This window comes from Candidatus Nitrosocosmicus sp. FF01, assembly GCF_047711275.1.
Classification (GTDB): Archaea; Thermoproteota; Nitrososphaeria; order Nitrososphaerales; family Nitrososphaeraceae; genus Nitrosocosmicus.
In genome coordinates, this window is record NZ_JBLNIG010000001.1 from 590,810 (window position 1) to 603,440 (window position 12,631).

General features: G+C 34.1%; 9 protein-coding genes and 1 tRNA gene. 6 read left to right on the plus strand and 4 right to left on the minus strand.

All coding sequences use genetic code 11. The features are described from left to right. Positions 1-2: 2 nt before the first annotated feature. On the plus strand, positions 3-1,451 hold the full coding sequence (locus ACMT7R_RS03305; protein ID WP_415310008.1) for a protein kinase domain-containing protein: 1,449 nt from the start codon (positions 3-5) through the stop codon (positions 1,449-1,451). A 16-nt stretch (positions 1,452-1,467) separates the two neighbouring features. Then, positions 1,468-2,394, plus strand: coding sequence for a PP2C family serine/threonine-protein phosphatase (locus tag ACMT7R_RS03310; RefSeq protein ID WP_415310009.1), 927 nt, complete (start codon positions 1,468-1,470; stop codon positions 2,392-2,394). A 43-nt stretch (positions 2,395-2,437) separates the two neighbouring features. On the opposite strand, the gene ACMT7R_RS03315 is transcribed toward ACMT7R_RS03310, so the two are convergent. Together ACMT7R_RS03315 and ACMT7R_RS03320 are read right to left on the minus strand one after the other, a co-directional pair. Then, positions 2,438-3,670, minus strand: coding sequence for a tetratricopeptide repeat protein (locus ACMT7R_RS03315; protein ID WP_415310010.1), 1,233 nt, complete (start codon positions 3,668-3,670; stop codon positions 2,438-2,440). A 519-nt stretch (positions 3,671-4,189) separates the two neighbouring features. Beyond that, positions 4,190-5,320, minus strand: a complete 1,131-nt coding sequence (locus ACMT7R_RS03320) for a Clp1/GlmU family protein (protein WP_415310011.1) — start codon at positions 5,318-5,320, stop codon at positions 4,190-4,192. Positions 5,321-5,636: 316 nt separating this feature from the next. Here ACMT7R_RS03320 and ACMT7R_RS03325 point away from each other — a divergent pair, with 316 nt between their 5' ends. Continuing rightward, positions 5,637-6,059, plus strand: a complete 423-nt coding sequence (locus ACMT7R_RS03325) for a hypothetical protein (RefSeq protein WP_415310012.1) — start codon at positions 5,637-5,639, stop codon at positions 6,057-6,059. A 91-nt stretch (positions 6,060-6,150) separates the two neighbouring features. Here the strand turns inward: ACMT7R_RS03325 and ACMT7R_RS03330 are convergent, their stop codons facing one another. Further along, positions 6,151-6,933, minus strand: coding sequence for a DNA-methyltransferase (locus ACMT7R_RS03330; protein WP_415310013.1), 783 nt, complete (start codon positions 6,931-6,933; stop codon positions 6,151-6,153). Between the two features lie 250 nt (positions 6,934-7,183). Beyond that, on the minus strand, positions 7,184-8,938 hold the full coding sequence (locus ACMT7R_RS03335; RefSeq protein WP_415310014.1) for an ATP-dependent DNA ligase: 1,755 nt from the start codon (positions 8,936-8,938) through the stop codon (positions 7,184-7,186). Positions 8,939-9,082: 144 nt separating this feature from the next. Between ACMT7R_RS03335 and ACMT7R_RS03340 the strand changes: the two genes are divergently transcribed. The 3 genes from ACMT7R_RS03340 to ACMT7R_RS03350 all read left to right on the plus strand — a co-directional run bounded on the left by ACMT7R_RS03340 (position 9,083) and on the right by ACMT7R_RS03350 (position 12,164). Then, a complete protein-coding gene (locus ACMT7R_RS03340) occupies positions 9,083-9,541 on the plus strand; it encodes a cyclic nucleotide-binding/CBS domain-containing protein (protein WP_415310015.1) in 459 nt (152 codons plus the stop codon). Positions 9,542-9,909: 368 nt separating this feature from the next. Beyond that, a tRNA-Thr gene (locus ACMT7R_RS03345) sits at positions 9,910-9,984 on the plus strand. Positions 9,985-11,078: 1,094 nt separating this feature from the next. Beyond that, positions 11,079-12,164 carry a class I SAM-dependent methyltransferase gene (locus tag ACMT7R_RS03350; protein WP_415310016.1) on the plus strand — a complete coding sequence of 362 codons (1,086 nt, stop codon included), beginning with the start codon at positions 11,079-11,081 and terminating at the stop codon, positions 12,162-12,164. The last annotated feature ends 467 nt before the right edge of the window (positions 12,165-12,631 follow it).

A 12,631-nucleotide genomic window follows, 5' to 3' on the forward strand; every position in this document is an offset into this window, starting at 1 on the left:
TGATGATGACTAGAAAAAATACTGATAAAAGTTATCAGTATGAGTATAGTGTTGGTGAATCTGTGCATATAAAAGAATTAAACTTGATTTGCAATATCGAAGCAGAGTTAGGATCCGGTACTCAAGGCAAGGTCTATTCTCTCATAACACCAAATAATTCTTCTCTTGCTTTAAAGTGGTATTTTCCTTCCATGGCAACGAAAGAACAATATGGTATTTTAAAGTCGTTGATTGACATCAAATCACCCAGCGAAAAATTTCTTTGGCCTCTGGCTTTAGTTGAAAATTCCGAAAAAGATGGATTCGGATATATAATGCCTCTTAAGGACAAGAGATTTAAAAGTTTCAGTTTATGGCTCTCTAGAAAAATAGACCCTTCGTTCAAAGTCCTTTTAACTGCCTGTTTTGAAATCTCGCAGAGTTTTCACCTTTTGCATTCGAAGGGATTTTGTTATCAAGATCTTTCAATAAATAATCTATACTTTGATCCGCATAGCGGAGACATAAGGATTGGAGACACCGATAATATTATCATAAATGGATCTGAAAAAGGAAATGTCATCGGGACTCCAAAATTCATGGCTCCAGAAATAATTACCGGAAATCAGTTACCAAACACACAAACTGATCTGTACTCGCTTGCTGTGTTATTATTCTATATTTTATTCTTGAACCATCCCTTAGAAGGCAAAGCTGAAAGCTCTATCAAGAGTCTTGATATTCCATCAATGACAAAACTTTATGGCACTAATCCTGTTTTCATTTTTGATCCAGATGATTCCTCCAATTTTCCAGATCCTATTTATCATAAAAACGCTTTGATTTATTGGAATATTTATCCAGAATTCTTTAAAAAACTATTCACAAAGTCCTTTACCAAAGGAATAAAGGATCCGCAATATGGAAGGGTTAGAGAAACAGAATGGCAAATTGCACTGCTTGAGTTAAGAGATTCGATGTACTATTGTAGAAAATGTGGTTCAGAAAATTTTCTCGATCCTAGTTTTCGTGAAACCTTGGGCTTAAGTAAATCAAGCACCAATCTTGTCAACCAAGATAATCTGTCGTCCACTATTCTGCAGAATTTAAATTGTTTCAAAAATAATGATGATGTTACTACATGTTGGAATCCAACTTGCAAAAACATAAACCACAAGATCATGTATATTCTAATTGATGAACGTAAAATGATTGTATTAAATCACGATACCCGTTTATTTTTACACCATGTGGATTTTTCACTTGGATATGATTTCACACGAATTGTAGCACAAATTACTAAGCATCCACACAATGATAACTTATGGGGATTGAAAAACTTGTCAGATACTACGTGGAAGGTAGAAACAGGGAATTCTAGTCCAATTGAAGTGTTACCAAATCAAAGTCTGCTTCTAACTCCCAATACAACAATCAACTTCGGAAAAACTAAAGGTATTATATACTATTAATTATATATGATTGCCTATGATCATAACCCAACCTGTTTCATTCCATGATTCTCATTCATTTAACAGCCGTAAGTGGATAGTTAATGGCGCCAGCGTAAGAGGCATTAGTCACGCTCGCGAACATAACTTGAATCAAGATTCTATTTATTGGATACGTTCTGATGATCAAAATCTTGGAATTTTATCCGTAGCAGATGGACATGGCAGCGAGACTCACTTTCGAAGCAAAATAGGATCGAAAATTGCTACCAAGATTGCGACAAGAACACTGCATAAATTTTTCACTGAATATCCATTAAATACTACTACTTTCCCGGGAATCCGAGATATTATTAGATATTCAATTCCTAGACTTTTGGTAAAAAATTGGAATGATGAAGTCTCTGAACATTTCCGCAGATATCCATTTACAAGTATCGAACTATCAAAAGTATCTGATAAAAAAAATACTTCCGTTTTGAGCAATATTATTTCTAATCCACAAATTGCATATGGATCGACATTGGTAACCGCTGTCTTGACCGAAAATTACGTTCTGTTCTTTCAAATTGGAGATGGTAATATTCTAATTGTTGATAATTTTAGGAACACAGCATCGCCATTCGATAAACTAGATGAAACTGGAGATGGGAATCAAATTGTAATACCATTAAACTATACCAGCTCATTGTGCATGAACTCTAGTTGGTTGGATTTCAAAGTGAGAATATATCCGATATCTGATCTAAAACCTAAATTAATCCTTCTTACTACTGATGGTTATTATAATTCTTTTGAAAATGAATCAGGTTTCTATAAAATAGGAGCAGATTATCTTGACATTCTTAATAATTATGGACTCGATCACATGCAGAACAATTTGAAATTAATGCTGAAAGCGACCTCATCAAAGGGCAGCGGTGATGATATTACTCTAGGTTACTTGTTTGAGAAAGACAGGTAATTTTGTATTCTAATTCTTCTTTTGAGTTGATTATTGATTTTTTTTAATTAAAATCACTCTCCATAGCTTTTTCTAACTCCAGCTTGAAGTTGTCGACTCTCTGAGTAATTTCGCCAACCTTGTCAGTGCCTAATTCGCTAGGCCTGATATCATTAGAATGCTGAATATCTAGCCCTTTGTTGATTGAATTATTACCGGAAAATCTTTTGTCGCTTGGTGCCGTAATTGTTATTTGATTCTCAACACTTTCCGTAAATTCACCTATTAACCCTTGGTCGAGTTTGTTTTTCGTTGTAATCCATGTACTATCTGTATTCGTCTTGAGAACCGAACCATCACTATCAAGATTTTGGTCAGCAATTAATGAATTTGAGTTCTCGTTATTATCTGCCCAACTCATTGAATAAAAAATAATCCCCAAACTAAGGGCAGAAACAACTACCATTATACAGATGAGATGTGTGTTAGATAACTTGGATTTGGAATTTAAAGAATTATATCTTTTGGATTTATCTTGCGGGGAGTAGATATTATTAATCTGTTTTTGAAGGAGTGTCATCGTATTATTTCTCCTTCTTTTGATGAACTCATCTTGGCAATTTATTGATAAGGCTCTGTCATAACATTTTATCGCCTCTGAATAATTTCCTTCGTTATGCAGAGATAATCCCTTGTCAGACAAAATGGTATAGTCTCGGCAATTTATTGATAAGGCTCTGTCATAACATTTTATCGCCTCTGAATAATTTCCTTCGTTATGAAGTCTTTTCCCCTGATCGTGTATATACTTAATTGCACAGGAATCGATGAACATTAAATTCGAAACTGGATCATGAACGATCGGAACATTTGATTGAACTTCTTTCTTTTCATAAAGAGGAACCTCAAAGGTAGTGATAATTTGTTGACATTCATCGTCTGTCAACTTTTTGAGGCTCAACGCCCATACCATAGTCGTCCAAACAGCTGATTCCTCGTCCAAAACATTAGTAGAAACAAGCTTTGTTGTTATTTCAAATATTGCATTTTGAGAAGTCTGTTCTCCTGATTTATTGTTCAAGAGTTCAATAACACCTGACTTTGCACCAGTAACAATAAGAAAAATCTCTTTTTTGTGGGTGGAGCCATAAATATCTTTAAGGTATCCTTCAAGACGGCTATAGTCTTTTAGAATTTCAGGATCAATTATTGTCAAATTACTCAATGATTCTGATAAAGCAGTAATGGAATCTAACTCATGAACAAGGTTCGTACATTCGCCACCTCCGTGATTCAAACCAATAGGGGATTTGCATATGTATATTTAGTAACTTCTTTACCGATCGTATTTAATTCGTCAAATAGGTAAACGATTACCGTCTTTATCATATTAATTTAATGTCATCTTTTAATTAATATCGATTTAAATGGATTGTTTCAAACTTAATAATTTAACACTTTTCCTATTAATTCTGCAAGGAAAAGTATACTGAATATATTCAATTATGATGTAGGCTACATTTCAATTGATTCATTTCATCCCCCTAGTTATACTATTCAAAAGTTAACAATCTTTAATTCTGCTTGGGTCTATGGGGTAATATTCATCAAAGCATGTATTACATACTAAATTTCTAAATCGTAAGTATTTTGGATTTTCAACTACCTTCGTATTCAAACTATTCAGTTTGGTCTTACATAAAATACACTTATTCTGTATTTCGTCAGGGAGTATCATTCGATGATATTCTTAAGCTAAGACCTTTTTGAACTTAATGCTTGGAAAATCTTCAAAGCTTATAAATATCAATCACTCTTATATCGCAAAATTAATCTTCCATTCGCTTAAATAGATGGAGTCAAATTTATTACATGTTGTCAAAATAGTCAATATATCGTTTTCAAAATTCTTTACTATACCAAAACCTTTGACGATATCCCTTTCCCTAACTGATCCAAGACCCGCAAAAACATTTTGCATCTTGTTATTTGCTAATAATTTTAAAGAAATTAAACTTATTCTACTAATATCCCGATAGTAGTTTGATGAATAGTTTATTCTATGAAATCGGCCCTGATAATAAATCGACCTTACATCCTTAAGATGCATCTTGACAAGTTGTGTATTATTTTGGTTAAGGAATCTTGCCAAGGTGTTCATTCTTTTTTGATATCGGTCTAACCAGGATCGCCTGATAACAGAATTTGGAGTGCCTCCATACCTGATTTCAAATTTCCATCCATCAGGTGCCCTTTTATATCGACTCAAGTTTGCATGAATATTTGGTTTTCCCAAGCTCACAATGCAGTCCGGTTGAACCTTATGTAATAACTTTAGTTTATAAATTAGGCCTTTACCGTTCACATATCCATCGGTATTTACGATACATCTATCGTAGGAGCGCGTTTTATTAATTAATTTACTAACACTTTGGATTATTCTATTCTCGCTGTTAGATGGTTGGAGACTACCAATAAAGCTTATATGATCGGCTTTTATCTTTGATGAGTCTATGCATTGATTCTTCAAGACTGCCGAACCTATGCAAGTTGGAGGCGCTAAATCTCCTTGACCAACGTCAGCATCTAATAATAACGGCCTTTGACCACTATCGATGAATTTATTTGCAAGATACAATGAAAAGGTAGATTTCCCAGAATCTGTAGGCCCTACAACCACAATGGTTTTATGTCTTCGATTCAAAATATCATCGGATATTTCTTTCCAGATAGACATACCTAAATTTGAGCTTTCATTTTTACCAAAAGGTCCTTTTAATTGATATTTATTTCCGATTAAATGAATCCTTGTACTATCTCTCTTTTCTACGGGTAGTGTCTTAAAGTTATTCCAAATAATTTTTTGATTCTTGATTTTTACACCTAATATATAACATTCCCCGTATACAATCATTATTACCGGACCACGAACAAGGAAAATTTTCAATTTAATCCCATTATGAATGGGTGTCTTTAGGTTATAATTTTTGGTCTAATCCATTATTTTTCCAATCATCTTACTTTTATGATCGTAAGTATAGCGGATAACTTTACCTTTTTTTCGGTTAAACGTAAATCTACTATACCTAGCCGTTAGCTAATGGCTTGTTATATTATTTGAATTCAGATTATCATCCAGTATATAGAATAGGTATATTTCTTCCATTTATGATATCATGATTTAGTATTCTTATAATGTGTGAAACCTAGAGTTTATGCAAAAGTCTTGAATAAATTAAATAACCAGAGTTTGAACATAGATTATGCAAAGAATAAGAAAAATAATATCAGAAATTCTTGTGTCTATAGCATTTATCTTGTTGGTGGTGTATATTCTAGACGTAGGAGTTGCAATGATAAATCAATCAGACGGTTTTCTGCCTTTATCTGAAAAAGATAGGGGAATGATATTTGGTGGAGGTTCGATTATTCTATTTGTTATTTCATTCGGGATCGGCATAAACATACCATCAAAAATATTAACTATTCTGTTAGTACTAGGTGGGGCTATCATGGGAACTACTGTTCTATTATCATCATTGTTTTTGCCTTCAGAGGACAATGTCCAGATGTCGCCTGCAGACTCAAAACAAATACCGATATTCGCACCACAGTTTATTGGAATAATAATTATCGGATACGTAATAATGGGAATGGGAATATTGAGAATCATAAGGAGAAAATAGAACTTTCGGATTTATTTCTAAAACTTTTTATTCAAATTTTTTTTCTATTTATTTTAGGAAATGGACTTTAATTCACATAAACAAAGTCTATTTACTTGCTGGCAAGAATTCTTTTCTTTGCTATACTCTCGTTTGCATATTCTATGTAGTTTAGATCAATTTCTGTACCAATAAAGTCTATACCTAGTTCTATACATGCTAATGCGGTGCTGCCTATACCCATGAAAGGATCATAAACTATGAAATCTTTGGTATTATTACCATGTAACTTGATGCAAAGTTTAGCTAACTTCTCTGGGAATATAGCAGGATGAGATCTTTCCCTCTGGATGGTAGGATACGAAATGAACCACACATTTCCTCTGTCTTTTCTGTCCTGGCTTACAGATTTCCATCTTTTAATATTTGTCTTGTCTTGATAAGGAACTCCTATTGATAATTTGTCAATAGGCAAATTTCCTGTTTTAGTAAAGTGGAAAACGTATTCATGAATATTGGTCAAAAACCTGTTACTTCTTATTGGTTTATAATGACCAATTGAGAAACCCTCAGCGCATAACGGATTTGAATTTCCTATATCTTCTTTTTCTATTGAAATTGACTTTATCCAATGGATGGTATTTTGCAGTTTATAACCTGCATTCAGGAATTTATTTACAGCGTTAAAGGGTACTAGCGGATTTGATGAAGTCTCTCCAATGTTTAAGAAAAAAGATCCATTAAACTTCAATACCGAGTAACTCTTTTGTGCTATTTCGTAAAGCCATTTTAAATAGCCATCCTCTTTCATCCTATCATAATATTCGTTGTATTTTTTCCCTATATTGTATGGAGGAGATGTGACAATTACATCAATCTTGAATTCATTATTCATTTTAATTCTATCCATGAATTTGATACAATCTTGACAATAAATCTGGTTACGAGAAATCACAGGTCCTATTGTCAGCAGATGGATTTATAATTTTATTATCTTTTATCCCGATGTTTGTTCTATTCCAGCACTAATTTCAGAAATATGATCTTGTATAGTATGAATTTGGGTCGGCCGCTGTTTCGCATCTGCATTAACCTAATTCAGGAATACCCCGCAGATTCAAAAAGAGTTTCCATAAAATGTAAGGTCATTGTTTTAGCTGATTGCTATAAATATTTAATACTTCATCAACAGTTGTGGTATCTTCAGGAGCTTTATCATCCCTCACGTTACCGGTAAACTTTGGAAATCTCAGTGCGAAACCGTATCCTGGTTTGATCAAGTTTCTTCCGGTTGTATATACCGGACTTAAAGTAATTTCAGATGTAACAATTTCTAGAATTATATTAGGCTCAAACCAAACGTCCATAGATAAAGCTCCTGCCTCTACTCGTGGGTGTTTTTTGTGAATAACAAGTTTATTCAGTCTGTTAGACAACGCAGTAAGAACGTCATCTTTAAAACCCGTGCCTACTTTACATATCGTATAAAAAGTATCCTCTGTCTTGCTATATGAACCCAATAACAAAGCACCATATTTTCCAACCCGTCTCCCTTTTCCATACAAGGCCCCTAGGATTACTAGGTCTAGTGAATCGGTTATTGTTCCCGAATATTCTCTCTTCAATTTTATCCATGCCCATTCTCGCGCTCCTGCTCGATATCGACTACTCGGATCTTTTAACATTAAACCCTCGCATCCATTCTCCAAAGCCTTTGTCATGAATTTTTCAATTTCGTCTATGGTTGATACTTTAGTTTGGTCTACTAGTTTAAGCCGATCATTCTTGATATTTCCAAAAGCATCTTCTAGCAATCTCCTTCTTTCAAAAAAAGATAATTCCATGGTATCTTGACCATTATAATACAATAAATCAAATAAATTCAATAATACTGGATACTTCTCCATTACATCTTGAATTTCATGCTTTCTCTTTCTTTTCATTAGACTTTGAAAGGGAAGATATTTTAGATTAGTAGAGTTAATAGCGACTACTTCACCTTCTACAATAAAATTATCCGTGTTTTCATCGGCAAACATCTTTACAATTTCTGGAAAATGTGGTGTTATGTTTTCTAAGCTTCTGGTAAAGAGTTCAATTTGGTTTCCTTTTTTATGAATCTGTACTCTTTCACCATCGATCTTAAATTCAGCAAAACATTCTCCTTTCATTTTATTTAGAGCTTCTCTTGAATCTCTTGCCCTTTCTGCTAACATAGGTCGAACTGGCACAAATAAAGAAACCGCAATTAATTGGACATCTTTAATAGATCCTTTAGCCAAAATTCGCGCAATATTTCCCAGATCACTGGAAAGGTTGAAGGCATTTTCTAATATGCTCTTATTTTTCTTATCGCCAGTAAAGCTAAGAGCAAGTGCGTCAATCAGTGTATAATTTGCTATACCTAGCCTTAAAGTTCCTAGAACCAGTTTCAATAAGTATTTCGCCTCTAAATTAGATGAATTATTCAACATACTTGTGATATATCTTCTTTTTAGATCCAAAGAGCCTGTTCCAGATGTGTTCGCTATCTTTACCATGGTATCGAACACTTTCTCGACAGTAAGGTGTTCTTGAAATAGCGTACTTTGTACTCTATTATATCTTAAACGATATGCGACATCTCCTAAGTCACCGATCCTATTATATAGTAACTGAATTTCGTTTGAAGAATTACCAGTAACAATAGATAATGACCTAATAACCATTTTTTCAGCTATTCCCAATTCTTTTGAACTATGATCGGGCCCGAGTTTTCCTTGAATTAAATAGATAATCTTGTCAATTATATCAACAGGGGTTTTTTTTAAAAGTTCCACTAAAAACTGTGTTAGAGCGATTCTACTGCTTGTCGTCTCCATTTCCTTAAACGTTTGAGCAAGTTCTAGGAATAGCATCATTATCATTTCTTAAGGTCCAATAATTAGATTTGAAGATTACTTTCGTTTAAAGCAGTCAGTCATCTTTCCTAAACTAAAAAACCGGATGTATTGTTAATCATGTCTATGGTTTTTATACTTATTTTAATCACGCTAATGTAGAGTATGAGCACAGTAAGCGAAATAATGTCATCTCGTGAACCATGGACAATAAAAGCCTATTCCAATAATACCGCTCACGATGTTGCTACTATCTTAAGTAAAAATCGTATTGGGTCGGTTCTCGTTATCGACAAAGATATGACTCCCATCGGAATTATTACTGAAAGAGACCTAGTGAAGCGTATCTGTCTTGAAAGTCTAAATGCAAGTAAAGTATTAGTCGAAGATATTATGTCATCACCCCTAATAACGATAATGGCATATGACTCTGTTGATACTGCATCACGGATCATGATTACAAACAAAATTAAACGGTTACCGGTTGTGGAGGCTGATAATAGGATTATTGGCATTATAAGCGTGACAGATATTGCTAGGAACCTTGCAAAAATATTATTCGACGATTATAACAGATACAGATCTCTGAAGAAAATCATAGACATAGATGATATTGCAAATTAATATCTGTTGTACCAAATGGTTAAAATTGTCATTTTTACTAGCTATTGAACTCGAGCCCGGAATTTTTTGTGTACAATCTTTCCATCCTATCTCTAGACTGACATAAAATGAAGGGTTTAGTAACATAATAAATAACTATATCACCTGTCCATGATTATACATAGATGGTTATGCAATGAGATCATCATCTCTTTAAATCGGAATTCAATAATTCTATATGGACAAAATTGTGGTCCACAAAAAATTTTTTTTTTGGTCATAGAATATCAATCAAATGGAATGCTGTAATGAGATCTATCCAGAGACAATAACAAATCAAATTCCAATGGAAATGGTTAAATTATGTGTGCAATTTTTTATAATAAAATGCCTTGGTAGCTCAGCCTGGCCAGAGCGTTGCCTTGGTAAGGCAAAGGTCGCGGGTTCAATTCCCGCCCAAGGCTTTCTTTTTAGCCTAAATGAAAGCTAATCTGACTCCATATGTGAATATATTATTAATAAAATCAACAAACCAAATTCGGTGAGATTCTTGTTATGAGTCGATTGATTGGATGTATTATATACAAAATGCTGGAAAAAATCATAGCAAACATATTGTCAGTGCACAACTAAGATACTCTAAAAAAATTACAAATCATATTTGAATAGTGATACTCCGAGCAAGATCATCTTGTCCGATGATAAGAAGATGCACATTTTTAAAGTCACTATTCACGCCTTTAAAGTTTCTGGAAGGATACGGTAGATGGAAAAAACAGTTGAGACAAATCAATTGCAATGGCCAGCTAATGGAAATGGGAGCCTGGTATCTTCAAAAGGCTTAGGCTTTCACAATATCTGAGGAAATAATGATAACGCGCAGATGATAATACAACTAAATAATGTTTGTAAAAGATGTGAAAAAATATTCTTCGGTCCTGATAGAATATACTCTATCATGATTGGGACCCGCTAAAGCCTGTGAGTATTTGGTTACTTAAAGTAAGTAAGGATGAATGCATATCAATAGATGAGGATTTTGGAACATTATGGATTTCCGGAAAGCTCGATGGGAAGATTAAAAAATTACCTACTTTTCTATCTTATTTGAAAAGATACATGGAATCATGGAGATCTCAGAATCCCAATCTTATAGTTCGAACAGATTGCCTTAGGAAGAAAAAAATCTAAAGATGAGCAACTTGATATTTTGCCAAATATTCGCTACTTTTCTAAGTAATGAAGGTGTAATACAGTATATAATTGATTAATTTGAGGGACGAATATCAACATCCGCTTATGTATGACTCTAGCATACATCAGGTTCATCAGGGTTCAGTTGATAGGAGAATAGGTAGATAAACTTTATGCTGGGTTTGTTAAATGATTTATGTCGACAGCGTGATGCTATTGACATTATTTTCAGGACCGTTATACCTGATATGGGGGGTAGTTTTTTAAATTTCCTAATCTATTTTTGATAGTTACAAACACATTGTCATGCAATCTGGTTATACCAATGACAAATCTTTAATAATTCATTCAAAATTGATTTCTCATGTTAGAAAAATCTGGATTTGATGGTGCAAAGGCTGAAGCCTTTGCTGGAAAACTTTTAGAGATTATAAATGGTGGATGTCTTTCTCTCATGATAAGTGTAGGTCATAAAACGGGGCTATTTGATGTAATGTCTAGATTAGAGAAACCATCTACATCAGAAGAAATAGCAAAGGAAGCTAATCTTAATGAAAGATATGTTCGAGAATGGCTTGGTGGTATGGTAGTAGGTGGAATTGTTGAATACGATCCAGATGGAAAAAAATATCTACTACCCACAGAACATTCAGCTTTCACCACAAGAGCCGCGGGTATTGATAACTTGGCTCTCTTTTCACAATATATTTCTTTGATGGGTCTGGTGGAAGACAGGATTGTGGATTGCTTTAGATATGGTGGAGGGGTACCCTATTCTGAGTATCCCGCCTTTCAAACTCTTCAAGCCGAAGAAACTTCTAGGGTATTCAATTCGAGACTAATTGACCAAATAGTACCCCTCACTGGTCAAGATACGATCAGCAAACTTCAAAACGGTGCGTCTGTCCTAGAAATAGGTTGTGGGCGCGGCCACGCATTGAATCTTATGGCAAAAGCATTTCAAAATAGCAAGTTTATGGGGTATGACTTTTCCGACGAGGGAGTGGAAGCTGGGAAAAAAGAGTCTAAAGAAATGAATCTCACAAATGTTGAATTTGAAGTAAAAGATGTCAATACTATAACTGATACCAATAAATATGATCTTGTCATGGCATTTGACACTATCCATGATCAGGCACACCCCACCACAGTGTTGTCAAAAATCTATTCTGCCTTAAAAACTAATGGAACTTTTCTAATGCAAGACATAGCTGCTTCTAGTAACACTGAGGAAAACATCCAAAATCCTTTGGCCCCTACCCTTTATACATTTTCAACAATGCACTGCTTGACTGTTTCATTGGCTCAGGGTGGGGAAGGTTTGGGTACGGTTTGGGGACGAGAATTGGCTAAACAAAAGTTAAGAGAAGCTGGGTTTTCAGAGGCAATTGACATCAAACAAATAGATGGGGATATTTTGAATTACTATTACGTAGTCAAAAAGACGTAGCAAGTTCAGGTCGTTCTTGGAGATCTTCATAATTAAAGTACTGGCTTAAATACAAACGAGAACTTTGGTAGTGCAAGTGACGTTAATTTTAGTTCCTCATATAATAATTTACTGTTATGGAAGATGATTCTGACTCACTCGAATAATGTTGCTCCTTATAAGCACTTTTTTAATCCTGATCAGAGAGCAAGAGTTCGCAAAGGCACAAAATTGTATCAATTAGTGGCGTACTGTTGATCTTTTAATCGGTCCCCATTTTAGAATATAATTTGTACGTCATTCATTTAAGATAAGAAGGGGTAACTTTATCCAACTTCCATTAACAAATCTATGATTTTTCGCATGTTTGTCTACTCTTGTGGAAAAAACAGAAAATGAAAGAATTATCATCTTTCCTTGAGTTATCGGAAAGATTCCGTTTGTTTTAGAAAATCTTCGTTTTCCTTGTCGTTTCGTCAAAGTTGTAA